Origin of the sequence: Psychrobacter sp. S1-30-MNA-CIBAN-0213, from assembly GCF_040309845.1 — a bacterium.
Lineage (GTDB): Bacteria > Pseudomonadota > Gammaproteobacteria > Pseudomonadales > Moraxellaceae > Psychrobacter.
In genome coordinates, this window is the sequence record NZ_JBEOPE010000020.1 from 1 (window position 1) to 26,905 (window position 26,905).

Genomic DNA, 26,905 nt, shown 5'->3' on the forward strand with positions numbered 1-26,905 from the left:
AGTGATCCGAAACGTCAATTACGTCAGCTAAAACAATGGGTTAAAAAGGAACTGAACTAGTTATCTAGGACAGCCCCTAAATATTTTATGTCTTATGCTAAAGCATTTACGCTTGTACCAAAAAGTCATTCACAAACGAGCTAATCGCTTTTTACTTATAAATAATTATCAGACAAGGAAGTTTCTATGCCTCATATTCAAATCAACAATGCGAATATTTATTACGAAGACAGTGCACCTAATGATCAGAGTAAACCTGTAATGGTGTTCGCCCATGGCCTGCTGTGGAGTACACGAATGTATGATAAGCAGGTAGCACACTTTCAAGATGAGTATCGCTGCATCGCTTTTGATTTTCGCGGGCAGGGACAGTCGCAGATTACTAAGTCCGGCTATGATATGGACACTTTAGCCGATGATACTATCGCGCTACTTGATGCCCTTAACATTGATAGTTGCCATTTTGTAGGTTTATCGATGGGTGGATTTATCGGGCAACGTATCGCTATAAGTCGCCCGGAGCTGTTGTCTTCATTGATATTGTTAGAAACGTCATCTGATCCTGAAGATCCTAAGTCTGCACCGCAATATCGCAAATTGATTACAGCGATTCGTTGGCTAGGTATGAAGCGAGTCAGTAAAAAGGTTATGCCAATTATGTTTGGCAGTAGCTTCTTAGCAGACAAGTCGCGCAAATCTGAATGCAAAGATTGGCTGGCACAGATACAAGGCAATAATAAGGTTGGTGTGTCCAGGGCCACGATGGGCGTCATTGAGCGCAAGGGGACTTATGATCAGCTGGGAAGTATCACGACGCCGACATTGATAGTGGTCGGTGATGAAGATGCAGCGACGCCATATGCCAAGTCTGAGCGGATGCATTTTGCGATTAAAGGCTCGAAGCTTGCTGTCATTGAGCGAGCTGGTCATACTGCGACCATGGAAGAGCCTGAGCAAGTAAATACAGTGATGAGTAATTTTCTAGAGTGCTGTGTGTAGGATTTCAAAGTTTGAATAAAAAAGCCGCTATCATTGATTGAATATCGGCTTTTTTTGCAAAATTAATATATGACTTTTACAATTGCGTCTTTTATGTAGTTAACATACTTTAAAATAGGTACAGTGCTGCTGGTATTAGTTTCGCGCAGCCTCTGTCGGCGTAGGCATAGTACGCAAGGGAAATTAATACCAGCAGCCTGTGGCATAGAGCGTGCCAGTTTTATTTAGGATTGATTATAAGCGCGCTTTATAGTCACTATTACCATCGTTAATCGTACCAAACACTTCTGCACGATTGACCACTTCATGCGCCCAAGCACGGTGTGTGGCAGGCTCTAACATCGTATTATTATATTTAAATACAGCTTTCGCTTCACTATGGAGTATCGCTTGCGCCTCATCTAGCATACTAAGGGGCACGCAGTAAGCTTGTTGTACCAAAGCAATCTGACTTGGATGAATAACGGTTTTTCCGACCAAACCTAAGCTCACATCGCGAGTCAGCTCTTGCATAAATAGCGTTGGCTGGTCTAAATATTCAAAGACTGGCGCGCTTAGATAAAAACCATGCGGTACAAAACAGCCAAGTAACTGATAGGCAAGAGTACCAATCGGAGTATCGTAGACAATGCTGTCTTTCGGACGGCGCAAACGCAGCGCGGCAAACAGATCATTGCCACCGATACGTAGGGCAAAGACTGGCTGACTAAAGGCTTCTTTAAAGCCAATCGCTAACTCTTGATTATGATGCGGGTTGAATAGGGCTGCAGTCTCTAAGGTCGGCATCAATAACTGGTCAGTACTTACATTCTGACAGGCCATACGCCAATTGGATAAGCTATACATATCGACTTTAGGCATGACGAAGCCATCAATCAGATCAATGTGAGCAAAATCTGCTAGCTGCTGTAGCATGGCCGGATTACGTGGGCGTACAAAGACCAATGGTCGCGTCGGCTGCTGGTTTTGCTGCTTTGATTGCTGCTCTGATTGAAGATTAGCTTGTCTGGTCGGCTCATTAATACTATTAACATGTGCCGACCACGTATGGAGCAGTACCTGCAAGCGCTCGAGTGCCAACTCAACATCACTATGGCTAACCGCGTCTTCTAAACAAATGATAATGCTATTAATCGTCGGTAATTTGTCACGCTTAATGACTTGCCAAATGTCTTGGCGAGTAGCTGGCATATAAAGGCTAGCGCCAAGTTGATAAGGGTGATGGGTATGCGGCTTGATCATAGCATGACGCTCAGTGATCAGGTGTTCATAAGACTGAGTATAATTATAAAGGCTGGACGTTTTTTCTGACATAGTAGATGTTATCGTAAATAGTAGTGAATGATAGTGCAGGGACAAAAGCGTTGGACGCTTATCCTACTTATGATTGGCTGTCTGTTGTGCGTTGCTTGATAAGAGTGATGGCTTGATAGGGGAGTATTTTAGCACCTAACACAGTAATATTAATATCTCGCTGCGCACATAAATGTCGCAATAACACGGTATCGGGATGCTCGGCAGTAGCCAGTAGAATGCGCTCGGGATCGCGGCGTAATATGGCGCGTGTCGCCTCTGCAATCGTCGGCTTGATGCGGTTACGATTGGTGATATTGTAGTCTGCAGCTAGCTTATCTATTAAATCAGCAGTCTGATAGCGCGGCTGCTTAAATGTTGGCAAACGTTGCAAAGGTATCGTTAATGCACGTCGTGCTGTATCAATATGATCGATAAACGCTAAGCTATGATCTGCTTCTACTAAATTATCATAAAAAACACTGCGATGTAGACCTGATTGCGGCTCAGTATAAAGACTACGTGAAATCAATCCCGACACCGTGCTATTTAATAAACCTGATGGGATCAACCAGTCTTCTTCACTAGCAGCTAGCCATGCTACGCCCGCTGGATCAGCGAGTGTAAGTAGCGGGATAGCGTCTTTTCCTTGATGAAAAATATTGGCAAAATTTGGATGGCTAGGGTTGCTAAAAGGCTCTAAGCTATGAGCAAGCTCTTGATAAATAGCGCCTTTACCTGTCCAACCATCGACGAATACGATGGGGCTGTTTGGATGAGAATCCAATATCATCTGTAACGCGACTGGATCAAGGCCGCGATCACGAATGATACTAATACCGTAATGCACACTGGGCAGAGAGTAGTCGCTATCGGCATCGGCTAACGCACGCTGCAGCAATACTCCAACTGGCAAACCTGCTCGTACTAAGCTAACTAGTACTAGTGGGCGCTTAACATTAATGGTGCTTTCATTTAGAGGGTTTTGAAAAGTATGGTGTAGCGTATAAGCCAAGTTAGCGATATCCGTCGCGGTTCTATTTGTGCCTTGCTCTAATGCCTGCGCGTATAATTGCTCATGCATGGCTGACGGTGCTTTCTCTAAGGTCAGCATGTCTGAATAATGGCGCTGGCCACTTTGAATAAGCGCTTCTTTTTGGCTAACCGGCACGTCTGCAACCGCGTCTTTATCAACGATATCGAGTAGCACTGTTACATCGCTGGCAAGATAACTGCCTGAGCCGTATTTATCGAGTTTTTGAATATTGGGAGTGGTCATAGGAGGTTTTTTACTCGTATAAGCTGCTATCGTTATTATAATTATTGATATTTGAGAGTTGTTAAGCGCCGAAAATTATTAAGAGTTAAGATTGTCGTGCAGTTGACCATGATTAGGCATACCATACCAGTCAAGCAGTTGCAGAAAAGGTAAATCTGCCAGACTGTCACCAAAGCCAAAACTCGGACGTTGACTGTCTAAATGATGGTCTAATAAAAACTTTACTGCATGATGCTTATGAACCGCATGTGGCAGTATCGCGAGATTGTTGGCGTTGACGTGCACATAAAAATCCTGATCAAAATCACGTATTAATGTAGGTAGCTTTTTGGCTAGTTCGACTAACGCTTGATGGTCTTTTTGCGCATGTTTAATAGCTAGATAAATGGTCAGCTCTTCATTAACAGAACCATTATTAAAATTATCAATATGCGGTGTAAATACCAGCTGACTGTTATCGTTTCTACTGTGACCCGCGAATAATTGGCTCAGCTGGTTAAGTTTGTCTTGCAAAGGACTTAGCTGTTCATACATATGCTGTTGCCATGCGCTTAATAGTTCGCCATCAGCTGTTAAAATAATCGCGCCATGAGTCAAAACTTGCCAGCTGTCAAAAGGTAGCTTTACACGTTTGATTTCACTACGATCACGCGCGGTAACTACTATTAACTCAGTGCTAGCAAGCAACCAATTAAAGAATGACGATTGACGCTGACTCATAAAGCTTAATGGTTCGGCTTGTTTGTTTACCGTGGCGCAGACTAAGCTTTCAGATTCAGCGGTAGGTAAATCCCAAGCGTCGATCTTACGCTGCGTTTGAAATAGGGTATCGTCTAAATCCATGAGCGCGTAGGGTTTGATGATTTCGGGGTTGCTCTTGAAGAAAGGGGTGGTCATAAAAGTGTCCGTACATAATGGATTTGAAAATCAGATAGTGGCTTAGTGGCTAAGTTAAATCGATGGACTCACCACCAACACATTATCCAACCCTTGCCACATGTCATCCACGCTATCAGCAGCCGTTTCTACACATAGCACAATCAAATCCCAATCGCTAGGTTCAACGTTATAAGCAAAATTGGTCATGCCCAATCCGTAATTATCATGAAAGCTTAGCATAGTGGTAATCGCGCCACCAAGGGCAATGGGTGAGCGTGTCAAAGCGCTAAATTTCACTGTTTGACTATCGCTATGACTATTGTTCTGTGAGCCAGTATTCTGCTCTAGCCATTCTGCTAATAAGAACGGCACCCACACAAACTCATTACTACCCAATACTAAAATACGCTCAGGCAGTTGTTCTTTATCAAACGGTGCTTGCCCACTAAAACGGGTAAATGCGGATTGAAACTTCGCTAAATAATTATTAAATCCATCTGTGCTATCTAGCGTTGGGAAGCGTCCCCAATTACCAGTATTGCCTAATGGTTGACTGCCAGCCTCAGTCGTATCAACCGACGGCATAGTAATCGGCTCAGGGTTGGGTGCATCCGTCCATTGCCATGCACCAGATAATAGGTGATGACGATAAAAGTCGATATTAGGTAGGCGTGTAGATATTGTATCGTCTGCATCAGCTGTACCCTGATTCTGATTTAGGGACCAATCAACCAAAGTGGTGAGATGTACTTGCTCTAATTGTGCGAGTCCAGCATTACGTAGGGCAGTCACGACATTGACGCAAGTATTGCCCGTTGAGGCTTCATCATCGACCATAATAAGCGTCTTGCTAGCAAGTAATTGCTCTTGGGTGACTTTATCAGAGCTTTGATAAATTAAATGTTGGCTGGCATGACTGTGGTCTTCGCTAAAAGTGGTCAACAAAGAGTCGCTGCTTTTGTCATTATTGCCACTATGTTGCGCATGACGCGTAGAGTTTAATAGTAGTGCATTCGGATAGCGCGTTTGTAGCGCTTGATGCACACCAGCAGATAGCCCAACGGCAGTCTCTGCCATACCAATGACCAAAATCGGCTCGGGTAAATCATTAGGTACTAAATTTGCCAAATCAGTAAAAGCACTGCGCATGGTACTAGGTGCGACTGGAATATGACGACCTAAGACTTTTGAGACGAATAGAAATGCGCGTTTGGGGTTTATACGTTGCGCAAAGCTCAATAGTTCTTCTAGTTGATAAGTCGCTTTACTACCTGAAGTATCGTTAAGTTGATAGGTGAGATCAAGATTACCTCGCGGTAAGTTAATAGTGGTGCTGTGTTGCTTATTTGACATTAATATTCCTTTGTACTTTTGATCTTGTATAGTTATAAATTCTATCAATTACAACAGCCATAACGTGCTGCGGCTTTGCTTGCTTAATTATAGTGTAGTCAGAGGTGTAGCTGTCATGAATGACCAACCAAACGAGTTGTCCGAAACGATTTAAGCGTTCGCTAATAGCGCAGATAATAACTGAAATTTCGTCATATAGCGCATATTTTATGAATAGTCACAAAAAGACTTGTAGTGACTCCCGACAGTAGGAAGCCTAAAGCAATATTCGTTGATCATGAATAACGTGATAGTTGGACTTTCACTAGACTGGGTAACAAGTCAGTTCAGCCATAGTTCAACTAGATTTATCCAACAAAAATTAAGTCAAATAAAAACGCTATTTAAGCTATGACCTTTAAACGAAAATCTCTCTCCTATTCTGACTTTAATCATGTATGTCACTATCTCAATGTCATTTATCGGATGATATCACCCTCTATCGGACGATATCGCGTTAAGACTTGCTAGTGTGTATACCTTGAGTAATAATGCTGACGAAATCCTTCTGAGAACTCAGTACTGTTATAGTTTCTCAATGATAAAGAAGGAAACAAAATTTATATTTTTAAACTTAGGATTTTTACCTTTGTTTTCTAGTTTACTTTTCGTTGTCATATAAGTAACCGTTAAGAAGAAATTATTTAAGATACTGATATTATTGGTAATTTAGTGTATCTTACTGGTTTTATGTTGCCGATAAGTTATTTGTTTTTTGGACTTATGGAAATAAATAAACGACTGCTAATTAATAGGTAAAGAGCATAGAGTTGATATGTAAGAAGTATAGGTTTGTGGTCCAATAACGATTATGCGACAAAAATTCATCCAAAATATAAGTTACAATATTATCATTAATTACATATTGTAAATATTAAATAAATAGTATAATAAATTCGGGACGATTCTATAAATAATCGTATGCGGTTTATTTTAATTATCAGCTTTGTTTAAATAGCTTGGTATTAGAAAATTCTAGCTATATTTTCAGAAAAAGGAGTGGTCTTTGAAATTTTCTTGCGCATTGGAAACGTCGTCTGAACGCATTCGCCTAGTCAACGTTATTTCACCTCTTATTAAAGCAGGTTATCAACTAGTATCGCAGAAACAAGAACCATCAGAAAATGGTGGAAACATTATTTATGTGGTTGCCAGAAGTCAGGGATCCAAAACGCAAGCTGATTTAGTCGATGACTTATCTTCTATTGCCGGTTGTACATTGTTCAACCTAGAAATTTCTGAAGACGAAGAAACGGTAGCACCGAATAAAAAAGCGTTAGATGAGAAAGCTATTCTAGCGGCTATCGGAGCGCAGTATCCAAATATAGTTGATGTCGTCAAACAATATGAAGAAAGTTTGACAAGTGATAAGCGTGCTGCTGCATTGCATGAATTGGGTCGCAAGGTCGGCGGCGGTATTTACCAACGCGACTATGCTCTTGGTAGCCCGTTAAAAAGATCGGCGGCGATTAGTCGAGAGCTTGTCCCAGCATTAAAAGCATTTTCTAAAGTGAAAGCAGATGAGAACGTAATCACATTAATTAGATGTCCATTTTGTGGTCCATCAGATACCAATCATTCAGGTTGCCACTTTGTTGTAGGTTATATAGAAGGATTCTTGACGGCCAACCCTGCAGTAGGGAGAGCGAGCGTTGAGGAAACCAGTTGCGGATCTGGTAGTACCAATATTTGTGAATTTAGCATTAGATAGAAAGTAATCATTCATAGGAAATTCAATTCCTATGAACAATAAATAGTAAACGTATTAAGCACCTCGGTTCAACCAAACCAGCGTTGTCTTATGCTCAGTTTTTATTAAATATGAAGGGTAGAAAAATGATTGAAGTTCAATATGACATGCTTTTGGTGCTTGTTTCATACGCGATAGCAGTATTTGGTTCTTATGTTGGTTTAAACCTTGCTATTCGGGTTCCAGCTGCAAAACCAGGATCAGATTTATATTTTTGGGTAGCGCTATCTTCAATTGCTATTGGTGGCGCAATTTGGTCAATGCACTACATTGGTATGATGGCAGTCGATATGCAGATGCCTGTTACTTATAATATCGGTATGACAATTGTCTCTATGTTGCTTGCAATTGTGTTTGTTGCAGTTGGAATTATTATCGTAGGCCGTGGTACACCAAGCATTGCCAAATTGTTAGGCGGCGGTACACTAACGGGTCTCGGCGTTGCAGCGATGCATTACACTGGTATGGCTTCAATGCAGATGGATGCAACTATGTCGTACAACACGACACTTTTAATTGCCTCAATTGTTATTGCTATCGTAGCCGCTATTGCAGCACTGTGGTTGGCATTTAACCTACGTGGAAATCTACAACGTTTTGGTAGCGCGTTCATCATGGGTATAGCAGTTTGCGGTATGCACTATACTGGTATGGCGGCTATGGAGATGACTCATACAGGTGAAATGATGTCTATGGGTTATAATAATTCAAGCGCGTTTACTTCATCGCTTACTATCTTTGTAGGTTCGGTAATTGTACTGAGCTTGCTATGGGCCGCTGCTTCTTATAACGCACCTAAGAAAGCAACTCTAGTATTTGGCGAGTAACTATCTAATTATAAGCCATCATCACTCCTACAGCTGAGTGAAGAAAGCCATAAAAAAAGGTTTTTAGATTTATATCTAAAAACCTTTTTTGTGCCTGACTGTTTAAAAAATCTGCTCAGTCCTTTAGATGCTGTAGCTCACTACTTTTAGGATAATTTAAGTAATCATCTAATCATCGATCATGACACTTGTCATAATGGAGCGTACTTGACAAGGTGTAATCTTCTGGATGATATCATCTAAATCAGGTTTTTCAGTTAAGCCTAACCAATAGGAAAATCCTACTTGCGTTAAGTCTACACCGCTGTGAGTCGTATAGCCAATACCACCTGATGGGCGACTGTTAATCTCAAGGACGCGCTGCTGGCCAGCATCATCTGCCTTAGTCTGTACACTGACGATACCATCGCAGCCAAAAACTTTAATCAATGGAATGACGACATCCATAACTGAACGCTCATAGCCGATGTGCTGGATTTTACCGGTTTTATGGCGAGTGATTGCTGCTAAGACTTCACCATATTCGCACACGACATCGATAGAATACTCTTGCCCTGATAAGTAAGGCATCAACAGCATTGGGACAGGGCGTTCGTGTATCATTTGGCTATTAGTATAGGCATTCAAAAACTGGTCGGTATTGATCTTTTTCTCTTCGGTAAAGTACAAATGCTCAAAGCTATCGTAGGTCTCACCCTCTTCTTTACCTGAATCAAGTCGCCAAAATCCTTGTGCAAAGATACCAGTGACTGGCTTTACACATAAGGGCTGATGACCGTGTTTAGCAAGTAAAGCCTTAAGCTCTACGACATTATCAAAACGCCACGCATCTGCAACTGGAATATCATGCACATGGCAATGCTGCATAAAGGCAAACTTGTCATCGATTGACTCTAATGCTGCTACACTGGTTGCCCCTGTCAATAGACGAATACCAGCCGCACTAAATGCTTCGCGCTGCGCCTCATAGTCGATACCATTACGCCCCGTAAGTAGCACTTTCACATTATGCTGCTTGGCTTGTTCCAGTACAAATTGCCAGCGTGGAATAATAGCTTCGGTTATCGGTTGCTCATCATCATCTAGGGGAGTTACAGATGGCTCAAGATAAACACTATCAGCAAATTCAAAAATCTCAGGTCTATTGTGGCGATGGGACGCAATGATATTAAATGGCGTATCAGATTTGGTTTTTAGGGATTGCAAGCTTGCTAACATATCACGCTGGCTGGATTGACCTTCAGCTAACCAAGCGGCTACTGTTGTATTATGATTGGTGTTTTCAGGGTTATCCATAGTTCTCTCAGCATTGTAATAAATTTTATAGGTAGTTAGATAAATCGAGATAATTATCAAAGAGTGGTTGCTTATCGTATGCTCCATTATATACAACTGCCAGCAGTTATAAATGCTCCTGATGAAATAGTATCAAGGATTTGTAAGGCGGTTTGTTGACTGTTTATTCAGCCAGTTTGCTTATTAAAACTCTGGTAATATCCGTGCTACTATATGACGATAGTTAATACAATAAACAAAACGAGATAATAAGTAATTCAAAGGATATATTATGAGTCAAGCCCAATCTCAAAAACTGGTTGCAGGTGCTAATGCACCACTACCAACTGATAATATCAGTATCAGAATTTTAAGCCAAAATGCTATCGATTGTGCCGCTTATCGCCTAACAAGTGAAGGTAAAGTACGCGGCGATGGTGACATGATATTTTATGGACAGACGCGTAGCGATGATGGTAGCGTGAGTTTCCGAGGTCATGATAGTGATGGGTTTTTTGATATTAATTTACCTGCGCAGCCCGCGAGTATTGAGAAGATTGCCCTTGCGTTTTCTAGCGCGCAGACACTGGCTCAAGTCGGCGATGTAGATATTCAAGTGCTGCAAGGTAGCCAAATATTGATGACTTGCCAACTCAGTAGCGCTGGACGTAATGAAAAAGCAATTATCTTAGCCGAATGTTATCGTCGACAGGGTAGCTGGAAGTTTCGCTTTATCGCTCAAGGTTTTGAAGGTGGTCTTAAACCGTTGTCTGAGCATTTCGGTGTTGAGATTGCTGATGAAGCGCCGACTCAGTCCCAAGCTCAAAGTCAGGCGCAAAGTCAAGCTCAAAACCAGTCACAGGGTCAGTCACAACCTATCAATACCCAAAGACCTATTAACACGCAAAAAGCGGGCAGTTCTGCAAATAAAGCAAATACACCACCACCGATTCCTACAAGCTCCACCAGCCCTTCAATCAATTTAAGTAAGATTACTTTAACCAAAAACCAATCTAGTATTAATCTTAAAAAACGCGATGATTTTGGCAAAATATCTGTAAATCTAAACTGGAATCAACGCCCAAATATTGACAAGCAAGCGCCTAAAAAAGGCTTGCTAGGCGATTTATTTAAGCAGCATGGTAAAGGCGGTATTGATCTCGACGTTGGTGCAATGATTCATCTGAAAAATGGCGAAAAAACACTGATTCAAGCCTTGGGAAATCGCTTCGGTAATCTACAATCAGCGCCTTATGTGTTGTTACGTGCTGATGATAGAACCGGACAAGTCAGCGGCGGTGAGTGGCTTGATATTAATGGTCAACAGTGGTCACAGATTGAGGAAGTATTCATCTTTGCTTTTATCTACGAAGGTGCACCGAACTGGGCGCAAACGGATGGGGTAGTGACCATTCATGTGCCAGATCAGCCACCCATCGAAACACGATTAACGGAAGGGACAGGCAATTTGCCGATGTGCGGTATTGCACGTTTGGTCAACCAGCAAGGTAGTATCAATGTTGAGCGTATTAACCAATATTTTAAAGGCCATCAAGAAATGGACAAAGCCTTTAACTGGGGATTTAGTTGGAAGCGTGGGCGCAAGTAGGCGCTTCAGCTTTACTTGACATACCAGTTATGATTGCGGTCTAGTGAAAAATCTGATGGTAATTATTAGGTTGATTCTTATGTGCTAAAAGGTTTATATCCACTATAGAAATGAGAGAGTTCGATGTGGGAAATACTGACACAAATGCTATCAAGAATGACCCTTATTATCACTATTGCTTTTTTGATAACTAGACTATCTATCTTTAGAAAAATGATTTACCACCGAGTTGGAATAGTTGACTTATTTTTCTTAACCATGATATTCGGTATGTTTGGAGTAATTGGTAATTATACGGCCCTTGTTGTAGAACCAGGGAACCATACCATTATATCTGATTTATGGAACCCTACTCTTCAATCAAACAATGCAGTAGTGGACACACGAAATATTGGCATCATTATCGGTGGGTTTTTTGCAGGTCCGATAGTTGGTGTAGGAGCCTCTCTAATTGCAGGAGCTCATCGCTTACTAATGGGTGGCTTTATCAGCAGCGCTACTTTTTGGGTATCTATTTTAGGCGGTTGCCTTGCAGGATGGTTTGGATATAAGTGGCGCGGAGTAGGTTTAATCAAGCCCAAATATATGTTTTTTATTAGTATTGTTATTTTAACCATTCAAATTTTAGTCATTCCAGTCTTAACTGCCGATCATACTGCTGCTCTTACATTAATTAGTTTTACAGGTCCCCCAATTATCATTATAAATAGTATTGGTATATGGATTTGTGCGATGATTTTTTATAATGCCATACAAGAAGAAGAGCGAACGAGAGCAAATCAAACGGTCAAAACATTCTCAATTGCTGATCAAACCTTTTCCTTATTTCGATCGGGTTTGAATGAAAACTCGGCTAAAAAAAGTACAGAAATTATTAAAAAATTAACTGCTGTAGAGCATGTAGCGATTACTAGAGGGTTACGTGAACTGGCTTATACTGGAGAAGTAACCAATCAAAAGAGAAATGATAAAGAAGATTTGATTTCGCGTAAGTTAGTTTTAGCAACGGGCAAATCCGTATTAAATGAATCAAAGTCAAAATGGCTGTTTTCGAATAAACCTAATAGTAGAGCTTCTGTGGTAGTCCCATTTTGCGTAAAAAATAAGGTAATTGGTACCCTTAGCTTCTACTATAGAAGCTCAGCACACATTACTTCCGTCGAAAAAGAGTTGATCGAAGGATTAGGGAAGCTGTTCTCAAATCAGTTAGAGCTTGGTGAGATTGAGCGTCATAACCAACTACTACAAAGTGCAAAAATCGAATCACTACAATCCCAACTGCAACCGCATTTTTTATTTAATGCTCTTAATACTATCGTCGCTTTATGTAGAATTGATCCAATGCTGGCGCGAAATCTATTAGTACATTTATCAACTTATTTACGAAATAATTTGACAGGTATTGGCGATTTTTTGGTCCCTATCCATAAAGAAATGGATAATGTACAGGCCTATTTAGCTATTGAGCAAGCTCGCTTTCCAGACAAGTTTGCGATGCGTATAGAGATAGATTCTGATTTAATGGATTATCTTATTCCTCCATTTATCATTCAACCCTTAGTTGAAAACGCGATAAAGCATGGTGGATTTAAAAGGTTACAAGTAAAAGGTGCGGTTTGTATTGAAATTAAAAAAGTATCAGAGATCTTAATTTCAATCAAAGTATCTGACAATGGCGTTGGTATTGAATCAAACCGAATAGTGGATTTAGGTGAGCGTGTTGTAACCTCGTCTAAAGATGGAAGTGGTACTGCACTTTTTAATATAAAAGAACGACTGACAGCATTGTATAATCAAGAGGTCCGCTTTAGTGTAGATAGTGATATTGGTATAGGAACTTGTGTTTCAATTATATTGCCAGCTAAAGATTAGGGAAGAATGCGGATGAATGTGTATGTTATTGAGGATGAGATATTAGCTAGGCAAGAGCTGATTTATCTTCTACATGATACAGGGAAGATAAAAGTGATCGGTGAGGCAGAAGACACGCATCAGGCGTTATGGGATATTAATGAGAAGCAACCCGACGCTGTGTTTTTGGATATAGAACTTGAAAATGGTAACGGCCTTGATCTTGCAAAGCAATTTAACAATATGAAAAAACGTCCTATGGTTGTATTCGTAACTGCTTATGGTGAGTACGCATTAGACGCCTTTGAGCTTGATGCTATAGATTATATCGTTAAGCCCATTGATAAAGTCAGGCTACTAAAAACGGTGGACAAGTTAGCAAACTTGAATAGTACGTCTCATTTAGAGAATAATGTTGAACTCGTACCCTCAATAAATAAAGAGAAAAAACATAGCATTACAGTAAAAGAAAATGATCGAATCATTGTCATCGATACTAAAGATATTCTATATATTGGTACTGAAAATCGTCAAGCTTATATTCAAACCCTAGAAAAAAAATACCTAACAGATACCTTACTTTATAAAATGAAGGAAAAACTTGGTAATAATTTTATCCAAGTGCATAGAGGCTATATCGTTAATATCAAACAAATAGCAGTTTTAGAGCCTTGGTTCAATCGAACTTATTTAATTGTACTAAAAAATGGCTCTAAAATCTCGGTAAGTCGCTCGTACGTTAAAGCAATCAAAAAAGCGCTTGGATTATAATATGAATAAGAGGGATAGATGTAGGAAACCTCTATCCCTCTTATTTGTGAATGAGATTATCTCATTGTCAGTTATGACCAACCAATAATCTGAGCGATAATTAGCGCGCCAATGGCAATCATGGCCCAAACTGCAAAAATAGGTAAGAAAAAGCGTAACCACTTTTGATAAGGAACACCAGCGATAACTAATGCTGCCATAAAATATCCACTAGTTGGGAAAAGAACATGAGTAAAGCCATCACCAAGTTGATAGGCTAGAACTGCAGTCTGTCTAGTTACACCTACAAGGTCAGCAAGTGGCGCCATAATAGGCATAGTAACAAGGGCTTGTCCACTACCAGAAGAGATCACAAAATTAATTGCTGTTTGAACAAAGTACATGCCAACAGCTGCAAGCTCAGGAGGTAGATCTCCAACTAATACGCCTAAAGAATGTACAATTGTGTCCATAACATTGCCATCTTCTAAGACTACAGCAACTGCACGAGCTAAGCCAACAATGAATGCTCCCATCAATACATCTTTAAAGCCTTGGTTAAACCCATCACATATTTCAGTAAGCTTAAGACCAGCAATCATTCCAACTACGATGCCCATGATGACAAATAGTCCGGACATCTCTACCATGAACCAACCCTGCTTAAGTACTTCGTATACTAGTACTACGGATAGAATAAGCATTGCGTATGCAGCTAGCTTTTGACGAAATGACATGGTAAGAGCAGTACCGCCGACAATTTGATTAAACTCTATTCTCTTTTCACTGTCCTCTTCATAGACGTAACTTTTAGATGGATTGTTTTTAACTTTCTTTGCATATCTTATAATAAAGAAAATAACTGTAGTGACTGCTAAAACGAATACGATTGAACGTAATCCCATTCCTGAGAAGACTGGTAGTCCAGATAACTTTTGTCCAAGCCCCGTATTGATTGGGTTGAGCACACCGGCGCTAAAACCAGCACCAGTTCCACATAGTGCAATTGCAGCAGCCGTTACCGAGTCGTATCCTAAGGCAATAATTAAGGGCATAATGACTGGAATATATACTAATGATAATTCCGGTGTACCAATTAATGTGGCAATAAAAGCAAATGTTGTTGTTAGTACTGCTATTAATAGCAAGCCGTTATTTGCAAATTTTCGAGCTAGCTTATCAACAGCAACTTCGATAATTCCTGTTCTTCTAAGTACCATAAACATACCACCGATAATAAATGTGAAGAACACGACTTCACCTGCATCGATAAGACCTCTAGGCACGGCAGTTAGAAATTCGGTGACACCAACTGGAGTTTGCTCTATAAGATGGTAGGACGTGGCATCAATGGTTGTTCTACCTTCTGGCCCAAGAACTCGGTCGTATTTGCCAGAGGGTACAAAGTGCGTAAGAATAGCTGCAATAGCACTAAATACAAATAATATGACGTAAATATGCGGCATCTCAAATTTTTTCTTTTGCGTACTCACTAAATCTGTATTATCAATTTTGTTCTTTGACATGCCGTTTACTCCAAATAATCCGTTTTAGAGAATGTGATGTATCTTTCAATAGAAACTAAACTGTAATATAGAAACGGCTTATAGTGTCGTGAGACGTACGAGATGAGCATATAGGTGACCAGTTGTACATTATGAGTAACGAGTTGCACACTTCTATGCTATTTAGAAGTTATCAGGAGAGTGATAAAACCTCCTATTGAAGTTTTAGCTGATAAGTGTGGTAGAAAGAGGAAGTAGAGAGAAATAATCAAAGAGCTTTAATTTAATATTAATAATTTGCAAATTAAAAAGCCCAGCTATTATAAATAACTGGGCTTTTTTGACATTCTATACGCTACTATAATAGCGATCTATTTATGCATGCGGTGTAATAGCAGGCATCAAATCATGGAACGTGCGACCAGAAGCGGTTTCGCCAATAGCATGCATCTTCCATTCATCGTTGTGGCGGTATACTTTTGCCATAACCATTGCCGTATGACTACCTTGTGCAGATAGGTTGTAGCGTGCTACTTCTGAGTTATTATCAGCATTGACGATACGGCAAAATGCATTCTCTACTGTTTCAAACGTCTGTCCAGTAAAGCTATTAACGGTAAAGACCAATGACACCACATCAGCAGGTACTTTTGACAGATCAACGTTGATTACTTCATCATCACCGTCACCATCGCCAGTGCGGTTATCACCTGTATGAACGATACTGCCATCTTTTGATTTAAGCTGACTGAACCAAATAGCATCGACGGGCTGTTTATTGCTATCAAACATAATGCATGAAGCATCTAAGTCGATAGAGTCGCCGCCAGTGCCGCCGCCAAACAACTTACCTAAGAAGCCGCCTTTTTTGTCTTGAGGTCCTTGTGCGACATCCCAACCAAGACCTAGCTTCACTTGGGTAAGGTTGCCACCAGCTTCTTTGCTTAGGGATATTTTTTGACCCTTTTGTAAACTAACTGCCATGATAAGATCCTTATACCAGCTCCAAAAAATATGATTAGCTGTGTCAAACTTGCTTAGTCTACAAGACGTAGTACTTGCACTCGTTTTCCTCGCTACTCTAGTTTTTGTGAATGGTATTATAATAATTGTGAGTGGAATAGTTTAAAAATTTAGTTATAAGATATTGTCTAGAAAGCCACCACTACCGCCGCGACCCCCTGAGCTAGTACCCAAGATGCTTTGTAGCCAACCTTGATAGCTGTCCCGATTGCGTGAGCAGATGATAACCTTACCTGTACCTGAGAAGTTCAAAACCATACCTTCACCACTGGTGACCGAATTGATAATGTTACTCATGATACCTTTTTTCTTACTGGTAGAAACCGACAGCTTATAATCTAGGTTTGAATCCCAGCAGACGACATGACCGTTATCGATGATAACGTCTTTATCTGGAGTTACGTTAATCTCAAATAGCGAGCCGAAACCCGATACCACGACCTGACCTTGCCCTTGGGTTTGCATAACCATAAAGCCACCAGTGTCACCGAATACAGCTCCGCCAAGGTTGCGCTGGATGTTCGCTCTGATATCCACGCCAGTTTGTGCGGCAACAAAAGCACCGTCACTCAACGTGTATTGCTGCTTGCCAACATCAATAATTTGCATATCACCGTCTAGGGTAGGCGCAAGCAAACAATCGCCCTCACCATTGACCGCTTCAATCTGCTGCTGAAAAAGTGATTCATCATTAGCGAAACGGCGCATTAATGACTGCACCAAGCCGCCTTGCAACTTACCTTTAAGCTCAAGATTGGATTCCATCATCACCATTGCATTAGCTTCGCAATAAATCGAATCGCCTTTTTTAAGGTTACAATGCAAAAATGGCTCAATGGTACCGATTAGGCTAAACGTGGCAGTCATGGGTAGCAAATCCTTGTTCTAGTTCTAGGTTTATCTTAAGATTTATTTTTAAACACTAGTCTTTAAATAAAATTTTCAATGTCCATTTACTTTTAAAGCTATCAAGTGCTTTTAACACACTTGATAGCTTATATAGAGTGCAATCAGCTATCCGACTGAACTCTTGTACTTATAAACGATTAGAGTCAAAAACTAAACATTTACGCCATAAGAGGCTGCTAATGGTCCAAGACCACCACTGAAGCCTTGACCAACAGCACGGAATTTCCAATCGCCGCTGTGACGATACAATTCACCGAAGATCATCGCAGTTTCAGTACTACCATCTTCTGATAGGTCGTAGCGTGCGATTTCAGAATCGCCATTGTCGTTTACGACACGAATATAAGCTTCAGCCACTTGACCGAAGTTTTGATTACGGTTTTGACCTTCATAAATGATAGCGCAGATAGCTACTTTGCTGACATCAGAAGGAATGCTAGCAAGGTTGATTTTGATTTTTTCATCATCGCCATCGCCTTCACCAGTACGGTTATCACCAGTATGCTCAACTGCGCCATTGTCTGACTTTAAGTTGTTAAAGAAGATGAAATCTTGGTCATTACGGACTTTGCCTGCTTCATTAACCAAAAAGCCGATAGCGTCTAAGTCAAATTCTTGACCGTCAGTAGCGCGTGGATCCCAGCCAAGACCAACAGTAATATTGGTTAAACCTGGTGCTTCTTTTGATAAGTTTACGTTGCCGCCTTTCGTTAAGCTAATAGCCATATAAATATCCTTTAGATTAATAATTGAGTGGATTGGGTTTTGAACAAATGAGCTAAAAATAATGCAGTAATTTATCCGTAAGAGCAAACAGTAAGTATATTTACCTGCACGCCACGTCCTGCATATCATTACGTTTTACTATACTAAGCGTTTGCCCACTAAGCAAGGCGAATTTTGTGAGCTTACCATATGCTTACTAAGGGACATAATAATCATGCATCTCTGATACTTTTTAACAATCCCAGCAATAGTCGTTAAGACATTGTTATCAAAAAGTAAATTCATCAATAGTCGCAAATTGCGTAGAAAACATCATAATAAAATGACAAATAATTTTATAAAAGTATTAATGCAAGAAATATTAAAAATTTACCCAAAAAAGAAAACAGGCTATACCAATACGTTTGGTATAGCCTGTTGTTAGTTCGATATCAATTTAAATTAAGTGGAGTTATATTTAATGTCCAACTAACATCAAGTGATAGATTTCGCTTCTTCCTTACGGTACTTAAGTGAGGCAAGCAATGCCCAGCCAATAAAGGCAATACCAATAAGACCAGTAATAATCTCTGGCACATGGAATTTCACCGATAGTAGCATGATAATTGCTAATGCACCGATAGCATAATGTGCACCATGCTCAAGGTAGATAAACTCATCAAGCGTGCCTTTATCTACTAAGAAGATGGTCATAGAACGCACGAACATCGCACCAATAGCAAGGCCTAGCATAATGACAATAACGTCATTGGTAATAGCAAATGCACCAATAACACCATCGAAACTGAACGAGGCATCAAGGACTTCTAAGTATAAGAAACCGATAATACCACCTTTCATAATAGCGCTAGTCGCCGCTGCGCCTGAGCCACTTTCTTCGTTTTCTAAATCTTCTTCAAGATCACCCTCAAGCATACCAGATATAACCTGTACGCCAAGGTAAACTAGGATACCCCAAACACCAGCGATTAATACCGCAGAAGCTTGCTCTGCACTGGCCCATGTTACGGCAATCATTAAGACTATAAGGGCGACGAATACGCTCATAGCATCGACTTTGCCGAGTTTAGCCAAGCGACTCTCAAGCCACTCAAACCAGTGCACGTCTTTATCATCGAATACGAAGTTTAAGAAGACCAACAATAAGAAAATACCACCAAATGCTGAGATTTCAGCATGATGTGCCATTAATCTTGCTGAGTATTCTTCAGGATTATACAAGGCTAAGTTGATTACTTCCATCATGCCAAGATCAGCGGTAACCGCGACGATGACAATAGGGAAGACCAAGCGCATACCAAATACCGCGATTAAAATACCAACGGTTAAGAAAATCTTTTTCCAAAATTCGTCCCAGCCTTTAAGGACTGAGGCGTTGACCACCGCATTATCAAATGATAATGAAATCTCCATGACGGCCAAAATAGCAGTAATAGATAGGGTGGCAATCAAGCCGCCCATACCGCCATGTGAATATCCCCACCACGCCGCTACCGCTAAGGCAATGGCCGTGAAGATAAAGTCTAAATAAAAATGTCTCATGACACATCCTGTCTGGTTGCGTAAAGCTAAGGTCGGCCTATTATAGACACTAACCACAAAAAAGCGGCTATTGCTAACCACTTTTTATGCATAATTTTAAACGAAACATAAAGCATTACTAGTCGTTTGGCTAACAATAATTGTGACTGTTTCGCAACTATATTAAATATTGATAGCTGATAAGTAGCTACTTCATATTTTGGATGTGATAACTATTCTAATATCAGTTTAAGTACTAACTTAGATATCAACACCATATTGCTGGCACATCGCTTGTAAGCCACCTGAGTAGCCTTGACCAACGGCACGGAATTTCCACTCACCGTTATGGCGATAAACTTCGCCAAATACCATGGCAGTCTCAACAGAATAGTCTTCTGCTAAATCAAAACGTACGACTTCAGTACCTGTATCTTCGTTAACCACACGGATAAAAGCGTTCGCTACTTGGCCAAAGTTTTGACTACGAGCAGCAGCATCATGAATAGTAACGGTTACGACGATTTTATCAACGTCAGCAGGTACTTGCGTCAGGTTTACTTTGACGAGTTCATCATCACCATCGCCTTCGCCAGTACGGTTATCACCAGTATGCTCAACCGCGCCATTGTCAGACTTAAGCTGGTTATAAAAGATAAAGTCATGATCACCGCGTACTTTGCCAGCCGTGCTTAGCAAAAAGACACTGGCATCGAGATCGAACTCAGCGCCAGAAGTTGCGCGCTCATCCCAACCAAGACCGATAAGCAGTTTGGTTAAATTTGGGTCAGTTTTGGTTAGCGATAAGTTACCGCCTTTATTAAGTGATAAAGCCATGGGATTGTCCTTGTTATTAGGTTAAATTAAAGTTATTAGGGGAAGTTAAACGTTTTGTTGAGAGATTTGAGATTAAGATTGTGCAAGAAAAAGCGATGTTGAGCCAAAACTGGCGCAAGACCAACGCTTAATAACGCTCTATCATAACAACAAAAAATGACCCAATCAAAGCAGATTAGGTCATTGTTGCGTTTAATATAAAATTGACTATAAAACCTAAAATTTAGCGGCTTAAACTGCTTTGATTACTATTTTCAATTGTCTATTGCCTTATAAACTCTGACGGTGACGAATCTCAAAACTTTGATGAATCGGTTTTTTGACATTAAAATCAAAGCCAATTGTTTTTTGGGTAATATCGATAATATCGTAACGTTCGGTCAACTGCTCATCCAGCTCAAAGCGGGTAAAGTTGTTAGAAAAATACAATACGCCATCGGAGGTTAAGCGATTCATTGCACGATTGATGAGAGCAGCATGGTCGCGCTGCACATCAAAAGTACCTTGGAACTTTTTAGAGTTCGAAAAGGTCGGTGGATCAATAAAGATAATGTCGAATTGTTCAGTATTGTCTTTAATCCACTCAAAGATATCAGCAGCTACAAATTGATATTTGCTGCGACTAACGTCCAGACCATTAAGCACAAAGTTTTGCTTGCCCCAATCTAGATAATTCTGTGATAAATCAACACTGGTGACTTTTTTAGCACCAGCCAATGCTGCGTGCACACTCGCTGTACAAGTATAAGCAAACAAGTTCAATACTGCTTTGCCGCGACTGTTGTCTTTGATACGCGCACGCATATTGCGATGGTCAATGAAAAGACCTGTATCGAGATAATCAGTGAAGTTGACATAAAAGTACGCGCCGTCTTCACGAGCGACATAAAATTTGCCACGCTTTTCGACATTGCCTTGTTTGCTATATTGGTCATTACCAGACTGACGCGCACGAGTTTTGATAAAGATTTGTTCGCGGTTAATGTCGAACACTTCACGAATACCCATTAACGCCAAATTAAAGCGTTTCTTAGCAGTTTCAGGTGGAATGGTTTTAGGCGGTGCATATTCTTGCACGTGTGCATAATCGCCATATAAGTCGATAGCGACTTTGAAGTCAGGCAAGTCAGCATCGTAGACACGCACATTGCTCACGTTGTCTTTTTTGGCGAGCTTTTTAAGTTTGGCAAGATTTTTTTGCAAGCGATTAATAAAGTCCTGTCCATCTTCCACTTCAATCTCACGCTTCTCAAAGCGACTAACGAGATTGCCCGTTTGCCCAGCGATCAGGATGCCATAGCGGAAATAAACAGTGATAGCACCATTATGACAACGTAACGTTTTTGGTTCTTTAATCGGTAAGATATCAACCTGTTCGACATTTGAGGCCAATATGCCAAGCATCGGATCGACACCGCTACCTGCAAAGCTATCTTGTAAGATAAGCCCTAATGCTTGATATAACGGCTTAATCATTTCTTCATCACCCAAACGCTCACCATAAGGTGGGTTAGTAATGATTAAAGGATTGTTTAATCTACCATCGTCGGCCAGCGGCTTTAGAACAGTACTTAGTTGATCGAGGGCGCGAGTCTCAAGGTCAAGTAGCGGCAGCAAATCTTGCAAACCTGCAGCAATCAGGTTCTTTTCTGTCGCGAGAATTGCGCCACTATCCGCATCAAAACCCAAAATTAGCGGTAGGGTATCTGGCTGCTCGTTAGCGATTGCTAAGGCTTCTCGGAAGCGTGTTTGGGCATCATCAATCATCTGGTGCCATAATGCATCATCATGATGTTGCCACTGGTAAAAGCCAAACTGATTGGCGGCTTTATCGATACCAACCGCATAATCGCAATGCATGAGCAGCGCTTCAATGATAAATGTTCCAGAGCCACACATCGGATCGACCAAAGCATTATAGAAAGGCGCATTGCCAGCGTCGTTTTTCTTATGCCAGCCTGCGCTGTAGAGCAAAGCCGCTGCCAAGTTTTCTTTTAATGGCGCTTCTGTCATTGCCACGCGATAACCACGGCGATGCAAACTGGTACCTGATAAATCTAGATACAGCTCAGCTTGTTTATCATTGACAGTTGCAAACACAGAAAAGTCTGGGTTTTTACTATCAACGTTAGGACGACTGTCGTAAACTTCGTTGAAAGTATCCGCAATCGCATCTTTGATACGCAGCATAGCAAACTGCTGACTGACGGCAACGCGCTTATCGACAGATAGACGAATAGCAAACGTTTGCTCTAAGCTAAATTGCTCAGTCCAGTTGACCGATTTTGCCAGACCGTAAAGCTGCTCAGCCACATCATATTCAGTATTGATGTTTTTGCGTTTAATTAACATCAATACTCGCGAGGCCACCCGTGACCAGAGGCAAATCGTATAGAGATCACGTAACGTACCCGTAACGGTCAGACGACCTGTACTTTTAATGTCACTTGCAATCCCAAAGCTTGTCAGCTCAGTTTGTAGCGGTGCCTCAAGCCCATCGGCGCAGGTAATGATAAGGTCAAGCGACAACTCTGGCGAAGAAGCTGTTGAAGATGCGGGCGAGGTTGTTTCGGTCATACGGATACCTGTGGCTAAATTAATAAGTAATGCACATCATACAATAAGATGTTTAACCAGTAATTTTACCATATTTCAAGATAGGATGGTTTAAAGTGGTTATGTTTAAAAGCTCTTAACCCAAAAATACTTGGTTTAAAAGGCTGTGTTTGAGATGTAAAAAATTCATACACTCTAATATCGTTACTTATCATTCTTTGTCATTGAAACTTCTTCTGATACGATCTGAGTCGTGGTCGCAAAGGGTTTAGTAGCGATAGGATAATCGACGTCTTTTGGCATTAGTAAACGCATATGAGGGTAGGGGGTTGAGATATTCGCGGCATCAAAAGCGCGCTTGATATCTTCTTGTAGGCCTTCTTTAATTTTGGGCATACGAGCCACGGCGGCTGGCTTAACCCAAAAACGCACGATAAAAAACACTCCGTATTCGCCAATCTCCGCTACTGTTGCTGAAGTTTCAGGACGACTGAGTACTACATCGGTGTCAGTAAGTACTTGCAAGATTTCCTTGCGTGCAGTGTCAATATCATCCTCAAAAGCAATACGCATACGAATATCAAATCGTATAAAGTTTTTGGAAGTTAGGTTGGTAACCTCGGACGAGGCTACATTGGAATTTGGGATAATAACGGTGATGTTATCTCGAGTTAAGATATGGGTTGTACGCAGCGAAATCAGGACAACGCGTCCTTCTTGGTCGTTGATATTAATCCAGTCGCCAACTTGAAATGATTGTTCAAGCAAAATAGTAATACCAGCGATAAAGTTGGCTAGCGTTGACTGGGCAGCAAAGCCAACCGCCAAGCCAACGATGCCCAAACCAGCCACCAGCGACACAATATCGAAGCCAAATTGTGCCATGACGCTAGCCAGTCCCAGCACCCAAATCAGTACAGATAAAATATTCTTAAGTAGCTGTTCAATAGAAGCATTAAGGCCATAATGTTGCAATACTCTATGAATAATTTGTCCCGATGATGCCCATAATATATAGTAGATACCCGCCCAAGTACTGGCTTTTGCTGTAGCTTTGACAGTACTTGGCTCAAAGTTAATCTGACTCATAATTGCGATTAAGCTGGCAACCACCCATATGTAACGCAGCACTGAACGTGCAATATTGTTACGGCGCTCATTAAAGCGAAAGCGTGCTTTATTGTGTTTAATAATATAAATGGTCAGCCAATAAAAAAATCCTAATATCGCAAGCAGTATTAGGATTTTGATGCCAGTGCTAACCAACTCTACCGCTTGAGAGGACCAATCGAAAGAGTCTTCCTCTACTGAGCCACCAAGAGCAAGATATAAGCTAGTATGCAGGTCACGGATAATCTCTTGAAAAAAATCAGTAATACCAGCAATTGCCATCGTCTTGTCCATGCAAAGTTAAGTTTCAAATTCTGTCAGCTTAATACCGATCAACCATGACCTGAGTCATGGCTGGCACTACGCCTATCTCTTATTTGAAAGTGTAACCGAGCAGGTGATTAAAAGCTATCTTCCTGTGCATCTTGAGATTGATAAGGTATTTTCATTTTATGTTGTACATCGCGTAGAGCAGTGCGTAGACCTTCCAAAATAGTAGGGTGGTAAAAAGGAGTATCAAGTAATGCTTTGACGCTTAAATCATTGGTAATCGCGGTGGCTAATATATGTCCGATATACTCGGCATCAGGACCAACCATACTAGCGCCTAGAACTTTATCAGTCTTTTTACAACCATAGATGTGCAATAGGCCACAATTGACTCCCATCACACGGCTACGTCCTTGATTATCAAAACTGACGCTACCAACCACATATTCAAGATCTGGATTTTGCTGGATTTCTGGTAGAGACAGGCCAACGTTGACAATTTGTGGTGAGCAAAAAACGATTGAAAAAGGAATAGCAGGTGGACGTATATAAGCATCTGCTTCGTTTTTACAAACCATACTGCCCGCACTATACCCTTCATCACTGGCCACGTGTAATAGAGGGATATTCGCATTAGCGTCACCAACGATATAAACATCAAGATTACCGATTTGTCCGGTCTTTTTATCTAGTTGTTTTGGGCGGTTTTTATCATCAAGCTCAACACCTAGGTTTTCAATGCCCAATTGCTCGATATTGTTACGGCGACCAGTTGCGACCAGTACATACTCACCTTGCCATTGCTGTGACTGACCAGCACTATCTTCATAATCAATGAAAGCAATCGACCCTTTAGCATTATCTGCTACTTGGGTACCCACATCATTGATTTTACTGCCTAGATGCATCGTTAATTCGCGACTTAAGCAATCGATGGCTTTATTACTAATGTCAGGATCTTTAAGCCCAGCCACCCGTTTGACTCGATTAAATACTGTTACATCTACGCCCAATCGTTGAAATGCTTGAGCAAGCTCTAACCCAATAGCACCTGCACCGACCACTGCCATGGATCTTGGTAAGTCGGTAAGTTCAAAGGCAGTGTCAGAGGTTATCATGGTATCGCCAAGTCTATCAGCCCAGCCATCTGGAATGAATGTTGAACTACCAGTAGCGACGATGATTTTCTCAGCTTCTATCAGCTCATCATTTACCTCAATCAGTCCTTGCTTATTGATATGAGCACGGCCATCTATTTTTTTATCTTCAGGCCAGCCTTCGACCTGTTTTTTGATATAGCTGGCAAAATGGTTACGCTCATCACGGACCCGCTCCATCACTCGTTTGCCATCTATCTGAGCAGTAGCATGAATACCGAAATCTGCAGAATGGTTGGCCTCGTATGCACGATCAGCCGCTGCAATTAATAGCTTACTCGGCATGCAGCCAACTTGGATACAAGTCGTTGTCCAAAATCCATCATTGATAATGACAACGTTATCATTGGTTTTTCTCGCTTGGCGAAAGGCGTTTTGGCCCGCAGTGCCAGCGCCAATCACCGCCACATCTACCTTACGATTGACGTTGCCATTGGTTTCATTAGATGATTTGCTCATATTGTCCTCAATTAATTAGGTATTCAGATTAATACTTCAGTAGTCGATTATTTTTAATAATAGCTTTCAATATTAAAGGTTATCTTAACGTCATACATCTATCTATACGTAGCAAGCTGTTGCAAAAATGTGTAGTCATTTTTTCAAGACTATGTTGACTAGTTCATTAGATTCGAATAGGAACTACGCTAAACGAAAGTAATTTTGCAGTCACTTCCACATGACTGTTTACCTCAAAATAAAACCATCTATCGTAAAAAAACACCGTCTATCATAAATAAGCAAGCTAATTTGTTAATAAATATTACTAACAAGTCATATTAATGAAAGAAGCTAGATGGGTTTTTGGTATGCAAATTGCACAATTTTTAATCAAGTGCTTTATCTTTTTTTACTGACATAAATATAAATGTCGTTTTTATTATAGCAAACCAAATTAACGTTAAAAGACAGTCTGGAAAAAAATCAGATATTCGAAAGAATACCTGATTTTTTTATTCAATATAATGCCTTGTGCTCTAACTTATTGAAATAAAAGACCATAAGTTGCGTTTTTTAAGCATGGTAGAGATGGCATCAAGATTTCTGTGTATCAGTGAGAATATAGATTAAGAAACATATCAAACCCTATTATTTAAGGCAATTGCATGGAAAACGTGGGCAAGAGAGCATCTTTATCTACGATTAATGAATGGACTCCTACTAACGCATTAAAAGAAACTCATCTTAAACATTCCAGTGATAGTAAGAGATTTTATCCGGTTAAGATGCAACACCCTGTCATAGCCTCTATGCCATTATTCCTCATCGGTTGTGGAGGAGGTGGTTCATCAAGCGGCTCTAGTACAGCAGGCTCTAGTACAGCAGGCTCTAGTACAGCAGGCTCTAGTACAGCAGGCTCTAGTACAGCAGGCTCTAGTACAGCAGG

General features: G+C 40.8%; 21 protein-coding genes. 7 read left to right on the forward strand and 14 right to left on the reverse strand.

All coding sequences use genetic code 11. The features are described from left to right. The first annotated feature begins 186 nt into the window (after window positions 1-186). Entirely contained in the window at window positions 187-999 is an 813-nt protein-coding gene (locus AAEY87_RS13430) for an alpha/beta fold hydrolase (protein WP_068036651.1), read from the forward strand. 234 nt (window positions 1,000-1,233) lie between these two features. On the opposite strand, the gene AAEY87_RS13435 is transcribed toward AAEY87_RS13430, so the two are convergent. The 4 genes from AAEY87_RS13435 to AAEY87_RS13450 form a co-directional block, all read right to left on the reverse strand. Next, window positions 1,234-2,313 (reverse strand): HpcH/HpaI aldolase/citrate lyase family protein, encoded by a 1,080-nt coding sequence (locus AAEY87_RS13435; protein WP_068036648.1) that lies wholly within the window; start codon window positions 2,311-2,313, stop codon window positions 1,234-1,236. A 67-nt stretch (window positions 2,314-2,380) separates the two neighbouring features. After that, window positions 2,381-3,571: a cysteine protease StiP domain-containing protein gene (locus AAEY87_RS13440; protein WP_350657533.1), complete on the reverse strand. Its 1,191-nt coding sequence runs from the start codon at window positions 3,569-3,571 to the stop codon at window positions 2,381-2,383. A gap of 78 nt (window positions 3,572-3,649) precedes the next feature. Next, window positions 3,650-4,468: an HAD hydrolase family protein gene (locus AAEY87_RS13445; RefSeq protein WP_350657534.1), complete on the reverse strand. Its 819-nt coding sequence runs from the start codon at window positions 4,466-4,468 to the stop codon at window positions 3,650-3,652. A gap of 54 nt (window positions 4,469-4,522) precedes the next feature. Continuing rightward, window positions 4,523-5,803, reverse strand: a complete 1,281-nt coding sequence (locus tag AAEY87_RS13450) for a phosphoribosyltransferase domain-containing protein (RefSeq protein WP_350657535.1) — start codon at window positions 5,801-5,803, stop codon at window positions 4,523-4,525. Window positions 5,804-6,848: 1,045 nt separating this feature from the next. Here AAEY87_RS13450 and AAEY87_RS13455 point away from each other — a divergent pair. Together AAEY87_RS13455 and AAEY87_RS13460 are read left to right on the forward strand one after the other, a co-directional pair. Continuing rightward, complete coding sequence (locus AAEY87_RS13455; protein ID WP_350657536.1) at window positions 6,849-7,553, forward strand: hypothetical protein; 705 nt, start codon at window positions 6,849-6,851, stop codon at window positions 7,551-7,553. A 125-nt stretch (window positions 7,554-7,678) separates the two neighbouring features. Beyond that, a complete protein-coding gene (locus AAEY87_RS13460; RefSeq protein WP_068036631.1) occupies window positions 7,679-8,419 on the forward strand; it encodes an MHYT domain-containing protein in 741 nt (246 codons plus the stop codon). A 168-nt stretch (window positions 8,420-8,587) separates the two neighbouring features. Here AAEY87_RS13460 and AAEY87_RS13465 read toward each other — a convergent pair whose 3' ends face one another. Further along, window positions 8,588-9,715 carry an ATP-grasp domain-containing protein gene (locus AAEY87_RS13465; RefSeq protein WP_350657537.1) on the reverse strand — a complete coding sequence of 376 codons (1,128 nt, stop codon included), beginning with the start codon at window positions 9,713-9,715 and terminating at the stop codon, window positions 8,588-8,590. 271 nt (window positions 9,716-9,986) lie between these two features. On the opposite strand from AAEY87_RS13465, the gene AAEY87_RS13470 reads away from it, so the two are divergent. The 3 genes from AAEY87_RS13470 to AAEY87_RS13480 all read left to right on the forward strand — a co-directional run bounded on the left by AAEY87_RS13470 (window position 9,987) and on the right by AAEY87_RS13480 (window position 13,925). Beyond that, complete coding sequence (locus AAEY87_RS13470; protein ID WP_350657538.1) at window positions 9,987-11,303, forward strand: TerD family protein; 1,317 nt, start codon at window positions 9,987-9,989, stop codon at window positions 11,301-11,303. 123 nt (window positions 11,304-11,426) lie between these two features. After that, the gene (locus tag AAEY87_RS13475; RefSeq protein ID WP_082787225.1) at window positions 11,427-13,175 is read left to right on the forward strand and encodes a LytS/YhcK type 5TM receptor domain-containing protein; all 1,749 of its coding nucleotides are present in this window, start codon (window positions 11,427-11,429) and stop codon (window positions 13,173-13,175) included. Between the two features lie 12 nt (window positions 13,176-13,187). Next, window positions 13,188-13,925 (forward strand): LytR/AlgR family response regulator transcription factor, encoded by a 738-nt coding sequence (locus AAEY87_RS13480; RefSeq protein WP_350657539.1) that lies wholly within the window; start codon window positions 13,188-13,190, stop codon window positions 13,923-13,925. A 71-nt stretch (window positions 13,926-13,996) separates the two neighbouring features. Here the strand turns inward: AAEY87_RS13480 and AAEY87_RS13485 are convergent, their stop codons facing one another. The 9 genes from AAEY87_RS13485 to AAEY87_RS13525 all read right to left on the reverse strand — a co-directional run bounded on the left by AAEY87_RS13485 (window position 13,997) and on the right by AAEY87_RS13525 (window position 25,977). Beyond that, window positions 13,997-15,430, reverse strand: a complete 1,434-nt coding sequence (locus tag AAEY87_RS13485; RefSeq protein ID WP_350657540.1) for a YfcC family protein — start codon at window positions 15,428-15,430, stop codon at window positions 13,997-13,999. 354 nt (window positions 15,431-15,784) lie between these two features. After that, window positions 15,785-16,393 (reverse strand): TerD family protein, encoded by a 609-nt coding sequence (locus AAEY87_RS13490; RefSeq protein WP_068036617.1) that lies wholly within the window; start codon window positions 16,391-16,393, stop codon window positions 15,785-15,787. 153 nt (window positions 16,394-16,546) lie between these two features. Further along, complete coding sequence (locus AAEY87_RS13495; RefSeq protein WP_350657541.1) at window positions 16,547-17,299, reverse strand: TIGR00266 family protein; 753 nt, start codon at window positions 17,297-17,299, stop codon at window positions 16,547-16,549. Between the two features lie 192 nt (window positions 17,300-17,491). Beyond that, window positions 17,492-18,067, reverse strand: coding sequence for a TerD family protein (locus tag AAEY87_RS13500; protein WP_068036612.1), 576 nt, complete (start codon window positions 18,065-18,067; stop codon window positions 17,492-17,494). 474 nt (window positions 18,068-18,541) lie between these two features. Next, on the reverse strand, window positions 18,542-19,609 hold the full coding sequence (locus tag AAEY87_RS13505) for a DUF475 domain-containing protein (protein ID WP_068036609.1): 1,068 nt from the start codon (window positions 19,607-19,609) through the stop codon (window positions 18,542-18,544). Between the two features lie 240 nt (window positions 19,610-19,849). After that, complete coding sequence (locus AAEY87_RS13510; protein WP_068036606.1) at window positions 19,850-20,425, reverse strand: TerD family protein; 576 nt, start codon at window positions 20,423-20,425, stop codon at window positions 19,850-19,852. A 270-nt stretch (window positions 20,426-20,695) separates the two neighbouring features. Beyond that, window positions 20,696-23,002 carry a bifunctional 23S rRNA (guanine(2069)-N(7))-methyltransferase RlmK/23S rRNA (guanine(2445)-N(2))-methyltransferase RlmL gene (gene rlmKL / locus AAEY87_RS13515; protein ID WP_350657542.1) on the reverse strand — a complete coding sequence of 769 codons (2,307 nt, stop codon included), beginning with the start codon at window positions 23,000-23,002 and terminating at the stop codon, window positions 20,696-20,698. Window positions 23,003-23,185: 183 nt separating this feature from the next. After that, complete coding sequence (locus AAEY87_RS13520; RefSeq protein WP_350657544.1) at window positions 23,186-24,373, reverse strand: mechanosensitive ion channel family protein; 1,188 nt, start codon at window positions 24,371-24,373, stop codon at window positions 23,186-23,188. A gap of 119 nt (window positions 24,374-24,492) precedes the next feature. Next, window positions 24,493-25,977: a dihydrolipoyl dehydrogenase gene (locus tag AAEY87_RS13525; RefSeq protein ID WP_068328461.1), complete on the reverse strand. Its 1,485-nt coding sequence runs from the start codon at window positions 25,975-25,977 to the stop codon at window positions 24,493-24,495. 647 nt (window positions 25,978-26,624) lie between these two features. Here AAEY87_RS13525 and AAEY87_RS13530 point away from each other — a divergent pair. Then, on the forward strand, window positions 26,625-26,905 hold a 281-nt coding region (locus tag AAEY87_RS13530; protein WP_350657545.1), incomplete at its 3' end, for a hypothetical protein.